The following is a 20591-nucleotide window of genomic DNA, read 5'->3' as shown; positions in this document are numbered from 1 at the left end:
TATTTATATTTCCCTAATAAATTATTTTAAACAGATATAGTTTTTATGAATAAAAATTATGTGTTTAGTTCAAACCATGCATACAACAATCATTCCAAAGTGAATGCTTGTTGTATGCATTTTTATTGGAGGTGTATATTAACTTAATTAGTTTGACATATACTTCTCACAGTTTATAAAGTCAAAGGGTAATAATCGTTTTTAAGCACTTTGTAACTTTAATAAATTGTATTTCTAAAGAGGTGTTAAATGGATTCACTGAGAATTGGTATTTCATACTGTCGAAAATCAATTAAACCTAAAGGAACATTGGATGATAGGGAAAGTATCTTATATCAAGAAGAAAGATGCCTCGATTTTTGTAAACGTAACGATATCTATCTAAAGTACCGATTTAGTGATATTGGTTACAGTGGTACTAATACAAATCGTCCGGAGTTACAGAAAATGCTAAATTTAATTAAAACAGGTGATGAAGATATAACAGATTTAATATTTTATACTGTTGACCGTTTAGGTAGAGATTTTCGTAACAACATTGACCTAGTATTAGAGATTAGCAAATTAGTAAAGAATATTACTTTTGTTGTAGAGGGCATAACTAATGACCATGAATATTTCAAGTTAATTCTCATGATGAAGTCCGTCTTTGCAGAAGAGGAAAGATTGTTACTTCTAGATAGGGTTAATTCAGGAAGAAAAGCAGTTGTTTTGTTTAACAAGCTGTTCAGAGGGCAACATAAACCCCTCGGTTATATACAAAAGAATAAGAAAGATTTAGTTCTTGCAGATTTTAATGAAACAAATGATTTAAGAGAAATGCAAAGTTTAGAAGCTGTTCAGTATATTTTTTTAGCTTATCTTGCAAATGTTTCAATGACAAATATAAAGAATCATTTAAACCAATACTATGGTTTAACTAAACGAGGGAAGACTTGGAGCACTAAAGCTGTTTCATATATTTTACGGAATGATATATATGCTGGGATTTTGACAGGTGAGTTTAAAGGAGAGCGTTACCGAGTAAAATCAGAAAAGGTTGAACCATTGTTAAATAAAGATGTATATCAATATGTACAAGTAAAACTTTCAACAGAAAGGACTGGAAGAAAACCAAAAAAACACCTTTTACCTCAGTTGTCACTCTGCATTCATTGTTTAAAACCCTTAGTAACTATACCTAACCATGTATCCTGTAATAGTTGTAAAGGGAGTATGGATGAGGCTATTTTTATTAAAAGTGTAGAAGGTTCTCTCTTGGATTTCTTATTTAACAATCCTAGCCAAAATGAAATATCCCAGAATTGGAAGCGAAAACTTATAAATCACTTTCTTAAATTAAAATCATTACAAGAAGAGATTATGCAATTAGATGGTCGTAGAGTATTAATGGAATCTATGTTTTATGATGAACCCTCCTTTCTGAAAAATCTACTTATGCATAATAAGATACAACAAGATGAGTGGATCTTTTTCACCAAAAACAGAACAGATTAACTAATAAAAGTAGAACAGTAATAACAAGTTATTCTTATATATATAGACAGATATTACTTTTATCTCGAGCGAAATATTAGACTATTCAGATATCTAAAGAGGGTAAAAAAGGGGGCATATTGTTTTTAGTATGAACTTTTTTAAGTTATTTAATTATCAAAGAACAATTGTTTTTCTAACATCTAGATATAAAGTCCAAAGCTGAAATAGATGTTAACTTTATATCGTGTACGCTGTGATATTTTAATAACCTCTTTACATTATCCCTCGAAGCATTCTTAATTAATTCAAGAAATATAAAGTATTCTTCTGCGTATTGGTTAAAATGCTGATCATATAGTTTTTTAAGCCAGCGAGGTAGTTGTCTTTTCTGGTTGGATTGATCAAAACCATCTGATTTATGCTGATGCATACGTAACATATTCCATACTCTGTATTTCCTGTATCCCTTTCCGTAGCAACGGCTATATTTAGCTAAAGTTTTCCCATCACTAGACAGGATCTTAACAGTTCGGTCATTATATTTTATCTTCACCTTTTCTCCTTTATATTCTTCAGGTGCAGAATAATAATTACCATCTAATGAAACTAATGTATCATTTCTAACCTTTCTAGTAATCTCATGAAAGTAAACGAAATGCTTTGAAGGAACTTGGCCTGCCAGTGAACACTCATATTTCATTAGTTTCTGACATGTATTATTTTTTGTTGGGTGTTTTTTATCATTCAATCTTTTAAAGATCACGTTTATTTCATTTTGTAAATGCTTAATAGATTTATAGTCTTGGTTCAGACCATGAAGTTCTTGTTTTAATGTAGCTACAGCATTTTCAACAGTTCCCTTTTGATTTGGTTTATAAGGAGTACACGGGCGTACCGTCATTCCATAATGATTCTCTAGCTGTTTGAATAGGTCTGTTAATTGTATTTGGTTTTCCCTAAATGAACGATTTTTTACAGCAATTTTCATATTATCTATAAGTAGAATGGAAAATACGCATTTGATATGCTTTGTAAAAGAGATAAATGCATCTACGAAAGACTTTGAATCCATTTTCTCAGTAACATGTACATAGCGAAAATTACTGTAAGGTAGAGCAAACACTGCAAAATGGATAAGTTTGTTACGCTGATTTACTCTAATTGTTTTTGATCCCCAGTCGAATTGTACAGCTACACCTGGTTCATGATAAATATCTAGATAGCTTTCCTTCAAACGATTTCGCTCAAATCTTACCCATTGTCCTACTTTAGATTTTTTAACAATATAACCGTCATTTAGTAGACTCAGATGTAATTGATTTACTGTGAATCTACTTTTACGTTTCTCTAATGATAGATAATACCGAATTCTTTGTCTGATCATTTCTTCTTGGGGGTCATACTGTGAAGTTCTCTTTTTATAAGGCATATGTGTGGTACCGGTTTGTTTAAAGTGCTGAATACGTTTATTTACACTATCTAAACAAACAGCAACTTCTTTAGCAATTGCCCGCTGAGCAGTACCGATTAGGTGTAAATCTAGGATTTGTGATTCTTGGGTTCTGGATAATGTCATATTGATTCTCCTTTTTAAATGAAAGAAATACATATTCTTTATCGGTATTGAAAAAGAAGAATTAAGTCGATGATGATAATTTAGCAAGACGGGAAATGGATATCTATTCCATATAATAACTTCTCAGAATATAATAGAATATGAACTTTATGATCAAATAGATGGGGGACTTGTTAATTGGCGAAGATTATGATTGTTGATGATGAAGCTCATATTCGTGAACTTGTTCGTCTGTATTTGGATGATGAGGGCTTTGAGATTGTTGAGATGTCAAATGGGGCAGAGGCATTGGATTATGCAGAGAATCATAAGTTGGACCTAGTGATCTTAGATATTATGATGCCTAAATTAGATGGTTGGGAGCTATGTAAGGAACTTCGTGAATTAGGCGATATCCCAATCTTGATGATTACCTCAAAAGGAGAGGCTCAAGATAAAATTAAGGGGTTTAAGCTTGGTACAGATGATTATTTGGTAAAGCCTTTTGACCCAGTTGAGCTAGTTCTACGAGTACGTGCACTTCTTAAACGATACCGGATTGCTGCTTCTAATATGATAAATCTTGGAGAAGTTGAGTTAGATCGCAAAACATATCAAGTAATATATCAGGATGGTAGAAGGGTAACGATTCCAATGAAGGAATTTGAACTATTATACAAGCTTGGTAGCTATATTGGGCAGTTGTTCACTCGTGACAATCTTATTGAGGAAATTTGGGGCATTGATTATGAGGGGGATGAACGGACAGTTGATGTCCATATCAAACGACTTAGAGAACGTTTCGCAGAGTTCGAAAATGACTTTAAGATCGTAACCATTCGTGGCCTTGGGTACCGCTTGGAGGTGTACAGAGATTAAGTCATTATACACTCGAATTGTTGTTATTTTTGTCAGTACGGTCATGTTGAGTTTAGTGATTGCTTATATTGGGACCAATCTAATGTACCAAGGGAGAATCCATTCTGAGATTCGAGATATCCTCGTTAGCAATGGGGAAAAGGTCATTGAAATCTATAAATCTACAGAATCTGATCAGCTACTACCTTTTTTAGAGGCATTTACTGGCACAGCCCAAACTCGTCTTCAGCTATACAATCAAGAAGGTATTCCACTTCTTGGAGAAGAAATGGAAGTGGATAGGAACTACATAGAGAGCGTTTTATCGGGAGGGAGAGAAGATTATATATATGCAGGAATGAATCATCTTCCGATAGTGGGAATACCATTTGAAGATAACGGAGAGTCTTATGCATTATTTTTAACGGTTGACAGGAATAAAGTCGAAGTTGAGATTATGAATTCTATTCATCTCATGTATGTTATCATTTTATTTTTAGGAAGCCTATTAATTATTATTGCAGCACGTTATGTTGTGAAACCTCTTATTCGCTTAACAGATGCAACAAAAAAGATGTCCCAGGGTCATTTTAATATCGAACTTCCTACGAAACGAAAAGATGAGATTGGTGTCTTAAGTGCAAGCTTTAATGAGATGGCTCGGGAACTTGGAAAGCTTGATCAAATGCGTCAAGAATTTGTGGCCAATGTCTCACATGAAATTCAATCACCCTTAACATCGATTTCAGGTTTTTCAAAAGCTCTAAGACAAAAGCAAATGAGTGAGGAAAAGCGAAACCAGTACTTGACAATTATTGAACAGGAAAGTGAGCGTTTATCTCGTCTAGGAAGGAATTTGTTAGGATTATCTCATCTTCAGCATGACCAGCATCAGCATGTAATCACTTCTTTCCGTTTAGATGAACAACTGCGAGATGTGGTTATTGGATTGGAGCCGCAATGGAGCACTAAGGAAATTACCTTTGATATTAAGCTTGAGCCGTTGAAAGTTGAAGCAGATAAAGACCAGCTGAAACAGGTGTGGACAAATATTATTAATAACAGTATTAAATTTACCCCTAGACAAGGGGAAATTCGAATAACAGCTAAGGTAAAGAATACTGTATTCACAGTATCAATCACAGATAATGGTGAAGGCATTCCAGAAGAGGAACGAAAAGATATTTTCAAACCATTTCATAAAGTGGATAAGTCCCGAGATCCTTCTATTAAAGGAAACGGTCTTGGCTTATCCATTGTTCAACAAATCATCCATCTTCATCATGGAACGATTGAAGTAGGAGAAGGCCCTGAAGGAGGGGCAACATTCACTGTTACAATACCTATGGAATTTAAAGGATAAAAAGCTGGAATGATATAAATCATTTATATGTTAAGAGGCCGAAATCAGCTATTGATTTCGGGTTTCTTTATCAATTATACGTTTTGGAAATACTTCAACAAAAAATCGTTGGATAACAATAAATCCAACATTATAAACTGATCAAACGCTCAGAAAAATCTGGGCGTTTTTTATATATTCATCCTTTCGGAATAACGATGATCCTTTCTTCTTCATTTTATTTCACAAGTTCATATTCAGTTCATATTGAGGTTTTATAGTATGTTCATAGTCAATCTTATAAAGCGTTTATTAAAAGAATAGGAGGGAGCAACCTTTTGTGAATCTTCCCAAACTCATGTTACTACCATTAATACTTTCAATGATTGTCGCATGTAACGTGTTTATTGAAATGGCTATTTCCGTGAGAAGGGGGCTGATTGTTTTAACTTTAGGTTCGATACTATGGTTCATTTACGAACAGTTAAAAGAGCCTGTTGTATCAGTGCAACTTGTCATTGTTATTTTTGTTTTTTCAACGTTTGCTTTTCTGTTAGTCGTATGGACTTTATTTGAAACAGGGTGGTAAGAAGAGTTTTTTCAGTAGTTCATATCCAGTTCATATTGGTGGTTTACATTAACAACAGAAATTGGTGAGGTCATATAGAAGATGGAAAATTGTTAGCCAGAATTTATTTCATTACTGAAAAAGAAGGAGGTAATTAATTGAATATATTTCTATTACACTGGGCAGGTTTTATCTTTTTGGTGGGACTATTATTATCACTGCCACTTGGAGCGGTATATTATCTGCATCATTCCGAGCTAAAGCAGTTTTTTACGAATCCTAGAAAATTAAAATCCGCTCATTTAGATTTTATCATGCAGGCTTTTTCAATTGGTCTGGTGTTTCTATTAGAGCTAGGAACGAACCATCAGCTTCCGGTGTTTGCTGTGATTCCACTCGCATTTGGAACATTTTGTAATCCATTTATTTTTCTTCTTGAGGCCACACCTTTATATAATAGGGGCTTTGTGAAAATCCTCTATCAAATCTTAAAAGGCCTTAGCCCATCGGCATTATTTTTTGCTTGGTTTGTTCTTGCATTTACGTTTTTACCAACTTACATTTTGTGGCTACTACTTGGCTTCATTTTACTGCTAGCCATTGCATCTTTAACGTATAACAAACAACACAAAAAAATAGTTTCAAACACAAAAAAAATCAATAGTGGAGGGAAATAAAAATGATAAAAGTGTCAAATGTATCAAAGGTGTATTCTTTAGAATCAGGAGATTTTTACGCATTAAAAGATAATAATATCCACATTAAAAAGGGCGAATTTGTAGCGATAATGGGCCCAAGTGGATCAGGGAAAAGTACTTTACTGCAATTGCTCGGGGGTCTAGATCTACCAAGCACAGGAAACATTGTGGTGGATGATGTTCAATTAAATGGATTAAGTGAGAAAGAACTGACTCAATTCCGACGTACAAAAGTCGGCTTCGTCTTTCAAAACTATCAGCTTTTACCGATGATGACAGTGGGAGAAAACATTGCCTTGTCACTATCAGCAAACAATGCTTCTAAAGAGAAAATTAAATCGACAGTTAGCCAGCTTTTATCTGATGTGAAACTTGAAGGAAAAGAATCTCAATTTCCTTCTCAGTTAAGTGGAGGGCAGCAACAAAGGGTAGCAATTGCCAGAGCATTGGCTATGAAACCAAAGTTAATTTTAGCGGATGAACCAACAGGAAATCTTGATCAGATAAATGGGGAAGGGATTTTGAACTTACTTTCAAAGCTTAATCTAGAGGACCAAATAACCATCGTGATGGTAACCCATGATTTACAAGCGGCACAAGTTGCCAATCGGATCATCACAGTCCGAGATGGATTAATTATAGAGGACGGTGTAAAAGGAGGTCATCATAATGAAACAATGGCAAATCGCTTGGCGTAACTTAATGCGTCGAAAGTTGAGAACCTTCCTGACAATTTTATCGATTGTCATCGGTGTCGCGTCCACTTTTTCGGTTATTGCTGCAGTGGATTCAGCAGAGAAGTCATTTCCAATCTTTGTGCAAAAAGCCTTCGCAAAAGCGGATTTCATTCTGGCAGGCACCGATGCGTATTTTTCAGAAGACGTGCATAAGCAAATGGAAACGATTGATGGTGCGACATCTGTTGCACTATTAAAAGAAAATACAAAGCTTGTCGTAGAGGAGGAAGAGATATCATCTATCCAAAAAAGGGTGGTTGTGACAGGTTACAGTAAGCTCGATACAACTGTTACTGGATTTGAGCTAATCGAAGGCGATCTAAACGGTGGAGGTGCTGTTATAACTGATAGAACAGCTAAGATATGGGGTTCAAGGATTGGTGATTCTATCTCGTTTAATACAGATCAAGGAATAAAAAACATCGAGGTTTCCGCTATTATCAAGTACACACAAGAGTTAATGGGACCATCCAGTTGGAATATGGCAAAGTATCATCACTGGGCAGTTGCTCTTCCACTACCAGTTGTTCAAGAATGGTTTGGGTTAGAGGGTCAAATTCAAGGAATTCAAGGAAAAGCAAATGATCGGGAAAGTGTTGCATCTGTTAAGCAAGCAGCTGATCAAATTGCAAAAATGAATTCAGACATCTTTATGCAACCAGTCGTTATCAATATTAATGAAGAATTCCAAAAAATGGATTCCTTTTTCATGGCATTGTATATCGCTGGTTTCCTAGGGATCATATTAAGTGCTTTCATCATCTTTAATTCACTATACGTGAGCATAAAGGAAAGAAAAAATGAATTTGCCGTTCTAAAAACGATTGGGTATACCCCAGGACAACTACAGGCCATGGTGTTATCAGAGGTGATCCTGTTAGCGTTGATTGGAACTGTAATTGGGTTGGTCGTTGGATATGGAATGGCATTAGGGTTAACAAATATCGTCTTTATGCTGATCGGTATTCAAGAAGGAAATAGTATTGTTCTTTTACCAGGGATTTTATTATCGTTACTCGCAGGATTGGTTGTTCCAGTCATTGCAGCTTGGTATCCGATTAGAGATGTAGGAAAAATTAGCGTGATAAAAGTATTAAAGGAGCACAAATCAAAAGCGAAACCTACGAATAAATGGGTGGGGATCCTCGGTATCGTTCTAATTATTTCAAGTTTTTTTATTGAACATTTACTATTAGTTTTGCCACTAATGGTGGGGATTGCATGCATCTTCCCATATTTATTTAGATTGTTTGTACTCGTTATAAAAGGGTTTTATGGTCTTATATTCAGATTTTCAGGAGATATGGCAATGAGGAATTTACATCGCAATCTTAGTCGCTCTTCGATGACCTCTGTCATACTTTGCCTAGGGATTGCCATGATTGTATTAATGAGTTCCCTGAATTCAGCACTATTACAGACCTATGAAAAAATGGTTCATTCAACGTATGGTGGGAATCTTGATATCATGTTTCACCACATTGAAGAAGGAGATCTAGAAAAAATCAAAAATACAGAAGGTGTTGCCGATGCAACGACATATTCTTTGCAATCAATCATCTGGACTCTTGATGGAGAAAAACGAATGCTCCCTATATTTGGAGTTGGAGAAGATTGGATTAATCGTTTTCCGCTGTTTACCGGACAAAATGAAACACATGGTGACTTAATTAAACGTTTACATGACGATGAAATCATTCTTGATGAAATTTCCTACGAAGTATGGGGTGGAAGAATTGGAGAAAGCATCATGCTAGATACCCTAGATGGAGCAAAGTCATTTAAGGTTATTGCTGTCGTTAATACAATGAAAAATAGAGGATATGGTGCGTTTATGAACGAGGCTCATTTTAAAGAGAGCTTCGGAGTGAAATTTGAAAAAAATGCATTAGTGTTGAAGGATGATGAAACAAGTTCACTTCAGTTAAGAGAAAATATCTATGGGCAATTTGGAGAACGCGTGGAAGAAATGTGGGGTCCAGAGGATTGGGTAACCGTCATAGGCTCCATGGTGACAAGCTCGTTTAGCATTATTAATGCATTAGTCATTTTGGCAATTATTATATCAGGGATCGGAATCACGAATACATTGCTAATCAATATCATGGAACGTGTTCGTGAAATCGGAATGATGCGTGCAGTAGGGGTCACACGAAAACAAGTCGTCCGAATGGTTATTCTTGAAGGGTTCGGAATAGGCTTAGCAGCAACTGTCATCGGTATTCTATTCGGTATCCTATTAATCTATATGACATCTGGCTTTATGGAGTATAATAACCTAACGTTTGAGTTTGGCGTGTCCCCACTGATCATTACGTTGATTTTCTCGTTTGGAATACTCATAAGCTTGGTTTCAAGTTTTGCCCCTTCAAGAAGAGCTGCAAAAATTCCATTAAATGAGGCGTTGCGATATGAGTAAAAAAAGCCTGATCTTATTTCTATGTTTTTCGGCTGTATTGTTACTGACAGCCTGTAATTCAGATTCATCGTGGGATGAAGAGGAGGTGGTTGAGAGTAAAAGAATCATGACGGATGATGTGAAGGTGGAGTGGGAGCTTGATGAACGTCAAGCTCCTGGTGATGACCATTTAATAAGAATGACGGTTGCTAACAACGGTGACCCCATTGAAGAATTTGAGGTTACTCATGAAAAGCTACTACATTTGATCGTAGTTAGTAAAGATTTATCCTATTTTAACCATATTCATCCAGAGTATAAGGGGAATGGAGTATTTGAGGTGGAGAATCATTTCCCAGCTGGCGGCGAGTATCGGATGATAGCGGACTTCAAGCCAAAAGATGGTGATTCCATGAGTAAAATGGAATGGGTAACAGTTGAAGGAGAAGCTGCTCAACTAAGTCCTGTATCTGTTGATCATCGTCTCGAGAAAATTATAGAAGGAATAAATGTATCGTTAACTGTAAACTCTGGGCTAGAGGCTGGGAAGGAGCTTACATTAGAATTTAGGTTAACGGAAGGTGATCTCAAGGATCCAATAACTGACCTTGAACCCTATCTAGGATCTATTGGTCACGTTGTTGTTTTATCTGAAGACAGTGAACGATATTTACATGTTCATGCATTAGAAAATCAAGGGAGCGGCCCTGTTGCCCTCTTTGAAACCACATTCCCACAACCTGGAGTCTATAAAATTTGGGCCCAATTTCAAAGAAACGGGAATATCTTGACAGTGCCTTTTGTCGTTGACGTTCCATAGAGCGCCAATGGCAGCGGTGGGGTTGTGTAAATAACATCAGGAACATCTATTTTAATAAAATCAACAAAAACTAACTTACGAGGTGAATGATGAAAAAAATAGAGTTCAAAAGTGTGGTTGTAGGTATTCTATTAGCATTACTGGTTTGTAAACTATTCTTTTCCTTTTCATCTCCGTTTTCTTATCAATTGTTTGCATCATTCTTAGCGTATACTGCTTGTGTTTATCTCGGAGCTGCATTGTCAGATTCACGTGTAAAATGGATTTCGACTGAACTAGCATTCTTAGGTCTTGTATTCTCACCTCTATGGATAGCTTTTGGCTACCTATTACATGGGGTAAGTGGGAGTGAATTATGAGTAACAAACTATTAATACAACACTTTGAAAAAATATATAATTTTCGTGACATCGGAGGGATAAAAACAGAGCAAGGATCTACCTTAAAGCAAGGTGTGCTCTATCGCTCAGATAAATTATCAAGCATGACTCCATCTGATCTGGAAAAATTGAAAAAATTTAAGATTAAAACAATTTTAGACCTTCGATCAGAAAAAGAATATAACAAGAATAAGCCCATATTACTTTCTGCCGAGGAGATTAATTCTGTGAACATTCCTCTACTTCCCATAGAGACTCAAGATGCTAATTTCCGAAAGTTTCTTAGCTTTTTGTTTCGAAAGACAGGAGCAGACGATTTTAAAAACTTTACTAGGGAGTATTATCATAGTATTGCATTCTATCAAACGCCACAGATAAAGAAAATACTTACCTTAATCTCTGATGATAAAAATTGGCCGGTGCTCATCAATTGTTCAGCTGGAAAGGATAGAACAGGGATTATTGCATCAATCATTCAGTCCTTAGTCCAGGTACCCTATCAAAAGGTATTGGAAGAATATCTCTTAACCAACGATTATTACAAACATCGATTAGATATATTTATAAAAGTCATGAGATGGATGACTCTTTTTCATGTCTCCCCAGAGCGTACTGAATTCATATTAAAGGCTCATCCTGAAGTGCTCGAGCAATTATATACCAATATTAAGGAACGATTTGGAACAATAGAAGCCTATCTTATGGAGGCTTGCCAACTAGAAGTAGAGATTCTAGATAGACTGAAGCAGAATCTAGTCCTTAAAAGTACGGAATAGAAATGAGTAATAACTGATGGATTCAAATTGTAAAATATCGGATTACAAGTTATTGATGGTAACTCAGATATTACTAGCGATTTAAATAAGTTAGCTCGATTAAAAAAGAGAGCAGTAGCAATTAAAGAAGCAGGTCATTATGAAGATGTACCAACAGGTATTGATACTTCACTCGAAATGTTTGAAAACTCCTTAAGAACTAAACATTTCGTAAAGATCGAAGAGGGTAATAGTTTAGGATTAACGAGTTTGAATACAATGTTTTTTAATGACAAATATCGAAAGGATAATATGCGGTAAAGATAACCCACAAAACTTAAACTTTAAATTAAGTTCTGTTGCAAGAGAAAAATCCAATGATAAGGGTTTATACAACTATTTTAGTCATCAATCTCCAACATACGGTTCACCCACTGAAATGATGAAGCAGTTTGATATCACTTATCAAGTATCAGCTGAAAATATCGCTGCCGGCTATCAAACACCTGAAGCAGTAGTTAGCGGTTGGGTGAATAGTCCTGGACATAGAAGGAGTTTTTTGAATAGGGGTCTGGTTCCTTGTCCCAGGTTTGCCTTGGAGAACTTTTCTACTAATAAAGATAAAATTTAATTGAGTACTAGTAAACTAGCGTCTATTCCAGGGAGAAAAGGGATATAGGCGCTAGTTTATTGTTTTTTATAAAATAGTGCACATGACTTTAACGACTACATGTAGTTTCCAGTAGATGTACAGGCAAGAAGTGATCCAATGGTGGAGGGCAAGAGGGACAGTTTCCTTGTTGTAAATGTTTGATAGAATAATTATTCTTGGTTTAGACCATGAAGTTCTTGTTTTAATGGTTTTATTATCCATGGTTTGCTGAGCAGTTCCAATTAGTTGTAAAACTTTCAATTCTTGTATTCTGGTTTTAATTTTACGGTAAAATATTCATAGGTCTAATAAACTGTAGAGGTGAGACATAACTTGAAAACATACATATTTCTTTTCACACTAGTAATTACATTTATTATCAGTATGAACACCACATATGCAAGTTCATTGGACGATGCTGTAAATGTAGGAGATAAACTGGCTAATCACTTAGAGACATTTGAAAAGTCAATTAATTCAGGAGATATAGTTAGTATTAATGAACAATATGATGGCTTTTCCAATGACATAAAGAAGGTAGAAAGAGCCATTGGAAAGGTGTCTGGAAAAAACAAAAGAGATAACCTTAATGCCAAATACGTAAGGCCAGCAAAAATAGCAAGAGAACGTGTTATCTATGAGGTATCACAATATCGTTTAATAAATATAATTGAGGGCCTATTTGAATCTGGCCACGACGAGAAAGCTAAACAAAACCTAGCTAAGTTAGATCGATTAAAAAAGGGAGCAGTTGAGATTAAAAATGCAGGAGGGTATTAGGCTTTACCTACTCAGATTAATAATACTCTTAAAAACAAAGAAAATTCTGCAGAAGCAAACCTGAACTCAAAAAGTATTTTGAGTACACTTCATCCTAATCTTAGTTGGGATATGACGGTAGAGGAAGTAATGGGCGTAATGTCCGGATACAGCCTTAGTCAAAATGATAATTATAACGCAAGTACTGTATTCTTAACATATGATGGACTAATCTGTTAGAGAGTTATTTAGGTTCGGAAAATCAGAGAATCGCATTGGCGTTTAATAATAATAAACTAGTTTCTATTTACGTAATTAATGAACTAATAACAAGTGATATACCAGATATTAAACAAATAGAAACAGATTATAATAGTTTATACATAAAAACAAAAAGTTTATTTGGAGAACCAAAGGATGGAATTGATGGTAGTGGCCTTAGCCCATCTCCACTTTTCTTTCAAAGACATAATTGGATTAAAAATGACCCATTTGAACAGTTATCAATAAAAATAAGTTCAAGTGAGTGGGAGCCAGGTAATAGTTATATGACAGCATATTCCATCTCTTTGAAAAATTATAAGTTTTAACACCTAGTCATAGATTATCATACTAGTTTTGTCAAAAAAGACTGTAGGCAAACTCAGATATTGAGTCGCCTACAGTCTTTTGATTAAAGATGGCGTTTTTTAACTGATTAATATATTGTGTTTATTTACAGAATATCACATAATATGGTAATATTTTTATGGGTTAATAGACCTATATCTGATGAGGGAGTTTATGTATGAAAAAAATTTTTTTAACTTTTATCATTTTAATATTCACAGTATCCTTTTCGAAGCAAGCTATTGCTAGTAGCCTTGATGAGGCAACTAAGCTGGGGAAAGGTTTACAAAATAAACTATCCAGCTTTGAAAAGACGATTGATTCAGGGGATATTGTGGCTATTAATGATCAATATGACAAATTGTCCAGCGAGATTAAGAAAACTGAGAAAGCAATCGGTAAAGTGTCAGGTAAATCTAAGCGAGATGCTCTTAATTCTACTTACGTTAAGAATGCCAAGATTGCACGTGAGCGTGTTATTTATGAAGTGTCTCAATATAGACTTTTAGGTGTTATTAATGAATCTCTAAAGGCGGGCAATACAGAGAAAGCAAACCTTGACCTAGCTAAATTAGAGCGACTAAAAAAACGTGCTATTGAGATTAAAAAAGCTGGTGGATATAAAGATATCCCAACAAAAGTAACGAATACGTTAGCTACTATGGAAAACAAAGTCGTAACAGAAATTGAAAACACATCTTTATTAACAAAAGCGTTTCCTGGTTTAGAGTGGGGAATGACAATTGATGAAGCAAAGGAAGTCCTAAAAGATAAACAGCTAATAGAAGAAGTTAAAGAAGATAGATTTACAGAGCTTAAGTATAAAGAGTTAACATATTCATTCAATATAGTAAATCCTACTACAAGAGAAGCAAGTGTGGCATTTTCTAAAAACGGATTATTCGCTGTTGATGTAAGTGAGGAAGAAATAAGTAATCAATTTTATACAAAAGAATACCTGGAACAAAAAACTACTCCAATATTTGCTCAATTCAATAAAATGTTAGGAAATGGAGTGAAAGTTTCTTTTAAAGTCGAGGAATTAAAAGAAATGAATTTAACAATCTTAAAAACAGAAACTTGGAACTCTCCTTTAGGTGAAGAAGCAGTTATTACATTATTTGAGGAGACTTTCCAAAGTGAATTAGAAGAACTTCTTGGTGGGAAATATCAAACATACATTTCATTTTATGTAGTAAACCAAAAAGTGAGAGGCTGGTAAATAAAGTCCACTAACATAGAATATTAAAAAAAGAGATGCAAAAATTGCATCTCGAAAGGTAACACACACAATGTAATCATAACATTGTCGAAAACTGTCGATAAGTGTCGTAGGTAGGGTTGCTAATTACCTATTTATATTTCTTAAATACTTATAAAATAAGGTTTTTCTTGAATTTCATATCACTAAAGTGTTTAAAAGCGAGACAGAGGGACAGGTTCCATGTCTCAAAGTTTCTTGCTGACATGATGGGAGACAGCGGGAAAGGTTCTGTGTCCCAACGTTCCTTATTAACTTGAAGGAAGCAGTAGTAAAGAAACAAAGGGCCAAGGTACCTGTCCCTTTAGTCCGCAGTATAATCAATTTCAATAAGATCCCATGCTGTAATTAGACCAAGGGGCTTTTCGTCGATCATGCCATTTTCAGTAATGATCACAGCTTCTAAATCGGTCTTTTTCTTATGGGCAATTTCATAGATTTCTTCTACTTCAAAAATATCAATCGATTTATTTGCAAATTCAATTGGATGTTGTAGTGTGTCTATTAAAATATCCATAACTTTAACATCTGCCAAATCTACTATATGATTAACAGTGTAGCTTGCCATCCATTTTACAATATCACCTGTTGTTAGTAATCCGATAAAATTCTTGTTTTTATAAACAGGGTATTGTGAATAGTTATGCTCCTTAATTGCTTGTATAACCGTCGTGATTTTATCTTCATATTGAAAGGAGATAACACTTTTTGTGGCAATGGTTAGTGCATAGTTTGGTTTTGTAAAGACTTCTGCAATTCTTTCAATTCTTTCTACAACATCATGGTGTGGTTCGGCGATATATGTACCTAACTCTCTTTTTTCATGAACAATCGCATTTCGAAGTCTTCCGTATTGTTCTAGTTCCTCTGAGTAAGCCTTAATAAGTCTATGCTGCTTAGCACCTTCTCTAAGAAGTACCGTAAATCTTTTATCATAATGTTTTACACGTTTCTTTAATATTTCATCTATCTTATTGTAAGCTACCTCAAACCGTTCACTTAGTCTTGTTTCTTTTAACAAAGACATTCAATAACCTCCTTTCTTCATATAGCTGTTTCTGAATAATATACTTTTCATTCCAAAAAAATAGGACGGCTAGCATTAGATAGCACGTCCTAGCAATCAGCTTTTAATAATAATTTCTTTTCATTTTACTCGTATACATCAACAACATTTGAGCTAATCCATCCAGTTAGTGAATCATTAACTTGGACTTTATACCAAATACGGCCTTCTCCATCGGTTTGTTCTTCACCTAAATAAAGAGCGTAATCACCATAAGGAAGAACATGAATATCACGTGAGTCAATACTTGGGCCTTCTCTGATATAAACACCATTCTTGGCATCTTCATTTGGGGAGACATAGTATTCTTCTGATGAAGTAGCGGTTGCTGTTTCCCCGCCGTTCCCCTCTAAAGCACTTTTGACGCTTGTGGAAGCTAGTTCAAAGCTTTTATAAGTAGAGGGATCATAGCCTAAAGGTTGTAAATGCTCGCTTACAAGCCTGTTTTCAAAGTCCGACCAGGCAACAACTAGTTTTCCGGCTGGGCTAAATAGCCCCCAGATAGGTAAACCGACTATGCATAGTATACTGATAAGTTTATAGTTTTTCTTCGTTTTTGGCTTCACTTGGGAACCCTTTATTATTCCGTTTCTTAACTTTGTGCCAAGAGCTTCAATTATTGAAAAAAGCCAGTCTATCAGTCCAGTTCCCACTAAAGGATTTTTTCCTTGTTTTCTTCGATTAGTTGTCATGTTGCCAATTTTATTAGATGAAGCTTCCATAAATTGAATTACATATTTCGTTAAATGGTTGAATAACCAGAGAATAAGCTTGATCGTATATGGAAGAACAATAGCTAATAGTAAAATAATAACGGCCATTCGAAAGGGAGCAGATAAGCTCATAAGTACAATGTATAATTTATAAATTAGTTCCATAATGGAGTCAAAAAGGTTTGTTATCCACTCCGACATGTTTATTCTCCTTTCTCTATTACTTTATTTAGCTCTGCTAATAAAGGGTCCTCTTCCTTCTGTTCCACCGGTTGCTCTATTTGAGCGGCAGACTGCAATTGTGCAGAAGTCAATAATGGGTTAACATGCACACTGCTTTGGAATGTCAACTTTAAGATTTTTTCGATTTCCTCAGGAGTTCTTCCCTCGCTATTTAAACGACTGACGAGTTCCTGTCTTACATTCTGCTCTTTTTCACGTTTTTCTTGAATTTCTTGAATAATAGCCATTCTTTCTTGATCGGAAGACGCATATGCAATACGGGCTCCATCTGGACCATACATTTCCAATAGTTGCTGTAAATTGTCCATTTCTTCATGTTGAATGCGTGTCTTAGACTGTGTTTCTTTAATTTTGGTCCCGGTGTTACTATCAATTTCAGCTTGTTTATAAGCAGTATCCTTTTCTAATTGCCTCATTTTTTCTAAATGTGCTTTTGATTTATCGCTCAAGTTGACTATTGCTTTCACGTCTAGCAATCTAAGTCCGATGCTTTCAATAGAATGAGTAAATCGAGAATCATTACGAAGTCCTTCAATATCAAACTTTAACCCTTGATATTGGTTGATATCGTATTTTTTGGCGATGTTCTCTATTTCAAAGTATAAATGCTTGTCAATTAGTTGCTTATAATTATGATCTCCGTTACGAATAACAAGGACAGGATCGTCAACTTTTACCTGAACAGTTGCTTCAATAACAAAGGTTTCAACGACTTCTGTAGAAGCAAACTCTCTTCTAAATTCAAAGTCCTTAGGGGTTAATTCAATCTTGTACATTTTCGTGAGTTTTTCGGATTTTACCTCCATACGGCTTAGTCTTTGTCCTGCTTTAACGGGGATCATGTCTCCACTAGCATTCGTATATACAAAGGCCACATCTGAAGAGGCCATCGGTTGCTTTTCAGCAAATAGCCCACTTTTTATTTCTTGAGTTCCAATAACGAACGTCATTTTTGCTTCATCCTTTCTAGTTTAATAATTTCATTTACGATCGGTACTGCAACCTCTCGATAAGGCTCTTGTAAGATATCCTTTAATATAGTTAGAATGCTTCCCTTTAGTGGTGAACCTCCTTTAACTAATAAGGAAAAAGTAAACATTCTAAGTGGTTCTTGTATTGTTTGATCTTTATTTGCTTCGCTAAACATGTGTTTTATAATTAGTGAGGCAAACTCTCGCGTTTTCCAGTGGCTTAGCCCCTCTGCAAGCATGCGAGGAAGGATGTCTACTTGAATTTCTTTTTCAGATAAAAGTACTTTCAGAGATTCTTCATCAATATAAGTTAAAATGGCAAAAAACAAATCATAAAAATGATGTTTTAATCCTAGCTCAAGCGTATTTTCCTTTAACCAAACATTAAAAAGATATGGGACAGCTTGATAAAAGAATGGATCGAATTTTCCAAATAGAAACAAATTACTAATGCTTTCTAAAACTATGTTGTCAAGCTTTTGGCTATTAACGTAAAAAATCGAAGCCAGATTGGTAAACGAATCAGGGAACAGATAAACCCCGAGATTGGTTCCATAAGCGGCCGCGGCAGTCCATTGAAGTCTATAGTTATTACTTAGGGACGACCAGTGATTTAAAAGCTTATCAACTATTACAAGATTTTCTTTATATTCTGCAAGCTCATTTAGTAGATTAATTGCTAACACACGGTAATACTGGTCTTTATGATTTGCCCAATCTTGCAGGATATGATTCATGATAAATAGAGTGTCATCCTGAAACAGGACGGCCAACGCTTTGGTGATTTGGCTATTAATTTGTTTATTGCCATGTTCTAATAAAACTTCCAACCAAACTAAGATAGCTTTTTTGAGTTGTGGATAATTATGCCAAATATAGCGCAAGACAGCCTCGGCATCTTCTTTTGTTTTAAATCGAATATATGTATCTCTTACTTGGCCGATATTAGCATTTGATAAGCCTTCGTAACGTTCTGCACCAATAGACTCAAGCTGAAGACCAAATGAAAGGTCTAAGATTTGCGTTTGCTCCTCATCCTTGTTGGAATTTAATTCTATATTCAAACAATCTCTCAGTCTCTTTACTATTACTTCGAGTTGGGAATAGGGATATTCATTAAAGACAGCCAAAGAAGTGATAAAAGCATATTGATCAATCGTTCGTTCTTCCTGAAACCATTGATGAATTCGTTTTTCTACATTTTGCTTTAACGATTGTAGAAATTCATCTGTAGACTGTTTCCCGGTAAGGACAGTAATCAATTTGTTGATTAGTGGTTCTGCATCTCGTGGCTGAAAATCATTTATTATTGAACTAACAATCTGTTTTTCTTCTATAAGATTCTGAAAGTCATCCTGAGTTTTATCGGTTTTATTCAAGTAAGAAAAATGGTTCTTAAGAAGTTGGTAGGTATTTTCTTGTTTCTTATGTTGAATTGAACACTCTTGATGCTCTACCTCAATACTGGTGGTGATTACCATATAAGCATTCAGATGTTGAAGACTTTCACTCAATTTTTTTAGTGAAAAAGAGTTGATTGATAGTAATGTATCTGGAGAAATATTATCGATAATATAACCAGCATTTTTCTCAAAAGGAACTTTTAAAAGTTCCTTTTCTGTAATAGTTGGAATAATTTGAGATAAAGATTCTATCTTTTGATCATTTAAAAGAGATAGACCAGTTGTATATTTACCGCTATGCTCTGAACTATGTAAGAACAAGATTCTTTTTTCCTCTAATAGTAATTTCGCCTTATTAAAGGATGGATCGGGAACAAAAAGTTGTTTAACCTTCTCAATTTCTTGACTCTGGATTTGATAGACTTGTGCAGAGGAATCTTTTAATCCCTTAACCTCTTGTGCTGATTTCCCATAGTGAGAGATTACGGGACTTTGAGAAAGGTTGTCCATTCCTTTTAGTTTCTGAATTAAAGATTCAATAGATTCATCCATGTTAGAAGGATTTACTTCAATCCAGCTCACACGAGATATGTAATATTTCATCCAATCAGAAAGATAGTCATCTATACGAAATGGTATAATCATTTTTTTGTTTTGTGCTGCTAATGAGACTTCACTTTGAACATGCTCGGATGTACAGGAGTTTTGGGAAACAATGACAAGGAAATATTGGAATTTATTGATAGCTTCCGTAATTCTTGAGGCATAGTCTCCCCCTGGGGGAACATCATTCGGGGCAAACCAACAGATAAAGCCTTGCTCTTGTAAAGTAGTATATAATTGTTCGGCAACCCGAGAGTCTTTTGTCGAATAGCTTATAAATATTTCTCCCACTTTTCTAACTCCTTCTTTAAAATAAAATAGGGTATATTTCCCTATTTTATTTTAAGGATACTATGTAAATATTTCCTTGTAAATATATTATTTCCCATAATTTATGGTAAAATATGATCACAAAATGTTGTGAAAGGAAAAAAGATGACATATAACCCTAAACCGATAGAGACTTCACACATACAATTACCTAAGGAAATGGAAGAACTAAGGGAGAAATTAGCGGAAAACATCCATGAAGTTTGGGCATCTCAAAGGATACAAGAAGGATGGACCTATGGGGAATATAGGGATGACCAAAAGAAAACACACCCAAATTTAGTTCCATATGAAAATCTTTCAGAAGAGGATAAAGATTATGATCGTAACACAATGATGGAAACTTTAAAAGTAATTATGTCATTGGGTTATACGATTAAATAGGGGGGGA

20 protein-coding genes are annotated in these 20591 nt (G+C 35.0%); 15 read left to right on the top strand and 5 right to left on the bottom strand.

The features are described from left to right. The first annotated feature begins 249 nt into the window (after positions 1 to 249). The gene (locus D9842_RS18475) at positions 250 to 1497 is read left to right on the top strand and encodes a recombinase family protein (protein WP_121663777.1); all 1248 of its coding nucleotides are present in this window, start codon (positions 250 to 252) and stop codon (positions 1495 to 1497) included. A gap of 175 nt (positions 1498 to 1672) precedes the next feature. Here D9842_RS18475 and istA read toward each other — a convergent pair whose 3' ends face one another. Continuing rightward, on the bottom strand, positions 1673 to 3055 hold the full coding sequence (gene istA, locus D9842_RS18470) for an IS21 family transposase (protein ID WP_162987500.1): 1383 nt from the start codon (positions 3053 to 3055) through the stop codon (positions 1673 to 1675). A 177-nt stretch (positions 3056 to 3232) separates the two neighbouring features. On the opposite strand from istA, the gene D9842_RS18465 reads away from it, so the two are divergent. The 13 genes from D9842_RS18465 (at position 3233) to D9842_RS18405 (ending at position 14832) form a co-directional block, all read left to right on the top strand. Continuing rightward, entirely contained in the window at positions 3233 to 3913 is a 681-nt protein-coding gene (locus D9842_RS18465) for a response regulator transcription factor (RefSeq protein ID WP_121663775.1), read from the top strand. Positions 3914 to 3995: 82 nt separating this feature from the next. Then, entirely contained in the window at positions 3996 to 5255 is a 1260-nt protein-coding gene (locus tag D9842_RS18460) for a sensor histidine kinase (RefSeq protein ID WP_232273768.1), read from the top strand. A gap of 319 nt (positions 5256 to 5574) precedes the next feature. Beyond that, entirely contained in the window at positions 5575 to 5823 is a 249-nt protein-coding gene (locus D9842_RS18455; RefSeq protein WP_162987499.1) for a hypothetical protein, read from the top strand. A gap of 137 nt (positions 5824 to 5960) precedes the next feature. Further along, a complete protein-coding gene (locus D9842_RS18450; protein WP_121663772.1) occupies positions 5961 to 6479 on the top strand; it encodes a hypothetical protein in 519 nt (172 codons plus the stop codon). Positions 6480 to 6481: 2 nt separating this feature from the next. Further along, complete coding sequence (locus D9842_RS18445; protein WP_121663771.1) at positions 6482 to 7198, top strand: ABC transporter ATP-binding protein; 717 nt, start codon at positions 6482 to 6484, stop codon at positions 7196 to 7198. Further along, positions 7170 to 9656 (top strand): FtsX-like permease family protein, encoded by a 2487-nt coding sequence (locus tag D9842_RS18440; protein WP_121663770.1) that lies wholly within the window; start codon positions 7170 to 7172, stop codon positions 9654 to 9656. The genes D9842_RS18445 and D9842_RS18440 overlap by 29 nt, the downstream gene beginning before the upstream one ends. Continuing rightward, entirely contained in the window at positions 9649 to 10455 is an 807-nt protein-coding gene (locus tag D9842_RS18435; RefSeq protein WP_121663769.1) for a COG1361 family protein, read from the top strand. The genes D9842_RS18440 and D9842_RS18435 overlap by 8 nt, the downstream gene beginning before the upstream one ends. An 89-nt stretch (positions 10456 to 10544) precedes the next feature. Then, entirely contained in the window at positions 10545 to 10814 is a 270-nt protein-coding gene (locus tag D9842_RS18430; RefSeq protein ID WP_121663768.1) for a hypothetical protein, read from the top strand. After that, positions 10811 to 11611, top strand: coding sequence for a tyrosine-protein phosphatase (locus D9842_RS18425; protein WP_121663767.1), 801 nt, complete (start codon positions 10811 to 10813; stop codon positions 11609 to 11611). The genes D9842_RS18430 and D9842_RS18425 overlap by 4 nt, the downstream gene beginning before the upstream one ends. A 268-nt stretch (positions 11612 to 11879) precedes the next feature. After that, positions 11880 to 12221: a CAP domain-containing protein gene (locus tag D9842_RS18420; protein ID WP_121663766.1), complete on the top strand. Its 342-nt coding sequence runs from the start codon at positions 11880 to 11882 to the stop codon at positions 12219 to 12221. A gap of 354 nt (positions 12222 to 12575) precedes the next feature. Continuing rightward, positions 12576 to 13022, top strand: a complete 447-nt coding sequence (locus D9842_RS18415; RefSeq protein WP_121663765.1) for a hypothetical protein — start codon at positions 12576 to 12578, stop codon at positions 13020 to 13022. Positions 13023 to 13276: 254 nt separating this feature from the next. Next, positions 13277 to 13591, top strand: a complete 315-nt coding sequence (locus D9842_RS18410; protein WP_121663764.1) for a hypothetical protein — start codon at positions 13277 to 13279, stop codon at positions 13589 to 13591. A 197-nt stretch (positions 13592 to 13788) separates the two neighbouring features. Then, positions 13789 to 14832 (top strand): hypothetical protein, encoded by a 1044-nt coding sequence (locus D9842_RS18405; RefSeq protein WP_121663763.1) that lies wholly within the window; start codon positions 13789 to 13791, stop codon positions 14830 to 14832. Positions 14833 to 15175: 343 nt separating this feature from the next. On the opposite strand, the gene D9842_RS18400 is transcribed toward D9842_RS18405, so the two are convergent. From D9842_RS18400 to D9842_RS18385, 4 genes are all read right to left on the bottom strand, one after another. Next, positions 15176 to 15898 carry a CBS domain-containing protein gene (locus tag D9842_RS18400; protein ID WP_121663762.1) on the bottom strand — a complete coding sequence of 241 codons (723 nt, stop codon included), beginning with the start codon at positions 15896 to 15898 and terminating at the stop codon, positions 15176 to 15178. Positions 15899 to 16023: 125 nt separating this feature from the next. Next, positions 16024 to 16851, bottom strand: coding sequence for an SH3 domain-containing protein (locus D9842_RS18395; protein ID WP_121663761.1), 828 nt, complete (start codon positions 16849 to 16851; stop codon positions 16024 to 16026). 2 nt (positions 16852 to 16853) lie between these two features. Next, entirely contained in the window at positions 16854 to 17843 is a 990-nt protein-coding gene (locus D9842_RS18390) for a hypothetical protein (protein WP_121663760.1), read from the bottom strand. Continuing rightward, on the bottom strand, positions 17840 to 20161 hold the full coding sequence (locus D9842_RS18385) for a toll/interleukin-1 receptor domain-containing protein (protein ID WP_162987498.1): 2322 nt from the start codon (positions 20159 to 20161) through the stop codon (positions 17840 to 17842). The genes D9842_RS18390 and D9842_RS18385 overlap by 4 nt, the downstream gene beginning before the upstream one ends. 144 nt (positions 20162 to 20305) lie before the next feature. Between D9842_RS18385 and D9842_RS18380 the strand changes: the two genes are divergently transcribed. Then, entirely contained in the window at positions 20306 to 20584 is a 279-nt protein-coding gene (locus D9842_RS18380; RefSeq protein ID WP_121663758.1) for a RyR domain-containing protein, read from the top strand. Positions 20585 to 20591 lie beyond the last annotated feature (7 nt).

It is taken from the genome of Metabacillus litoralis, assembly GCF_003667825.1.
Classification (GTDB): Bacteria; Bacillota; Bacilli; order Bacillales; family Bacillaceae; genus Metabacillus; species Metabacillus litoralis_B.
Note: the sequence above shows the minus strand (reverse complement) of the source record. Positions and strands in the feature narration are given on the sequence as shown.

Coding starts and splice junctions, on each gene's coding strand:
- istA (WP_162987500.1), bottom strand. CDS start 3,055: ATGACATTATCCAGAACCCAAGAATCACAAATCCTAGATTTACACCTA.
- D9842_RS18435 (WP_121663769.1), top strand. CDS start 9,649: ATGAGTAAAAAAAGCCTGATCTTATTTCTATGTTTTTCGGCTGTATTG.
- D9842_RS18420 (WP_121663766.1), top strand. CDS start 11,880: ATGACAAATATCGAAAGGATAATATGCGGTAAAGATAACCCACAAAAC.
- D9842_RS18405 (WP_121663763.1), top strand. CDS start 13,789: ATGAAAAAAATTTTTTTAACTTTTATCATTTTAATATTCACAGTATCC.
- D9842_RS18390 (WP_121663760.1), bottom strand. CDS start 17,843: ATGACGTTCGTTATTGGAACTCAAGAAATAAAAAGTGGGCTATTTGCT.
- D9842_RS18380 (WP_121663758.1), top strand. CDS start 20,306: ATGACATATAACCCTAAACCGATAGAGACTTCACACATACAATTACCT.
- D9842_RS18475 (WP_121663777.1), top strand. CDS start 250: ATGGATTCACTGAGAATTGGTATTTCATACTGTCGAAAATCAATTAAA.
- D9842_RS18430 (WP_121663768.1), top strand. CDS start 10,545: ATGAAAAAAATAGAGTTCAAAAGTGTGGTTGTAGGTATTCTATTAGCA.
- D9842_RS18425 (WP_121663767.1), top strand. CDS start 10,811: ATGAGTAACAAACTATTAATACAACACTTTGAAAAAATATATAATTTT.
- D9842_RS18395 (WP_121663761.1), bottom strand. CDS start 16,851: ATGTCGGAGTGGATAACAAACCTTTTTGACTCCATTATGGAACTAATT.
- D9842_RS18445 (WP_121663771.1), top strand. CDS start 6,482: ATGATAAAAGTGTCAAATGTATCAAAGGTGTATTCTTTAGAATCAGGA.
- D9842_RS18460 (WP_232273768.1), top strand. CDS start 3,996: ATGTACCAAGGGAGAATCCATTCTGAGATTCGAGATATCCTCGTTAGC.
- D9842_RS18400 (WP_121663762.1), bottom strand. CDS start 15,898: ATGTCTTTGTTAAAAGAAACAAGACTAAGTGAACGGTTTGAGGTAGCT.
- D9842_RS18440 (WP_121663770.1), top strand. CDS start 7,170: ATGAAACAATGGCAAATCGCTTGGCGTAACTTAATGCGTCGAAAGTTG.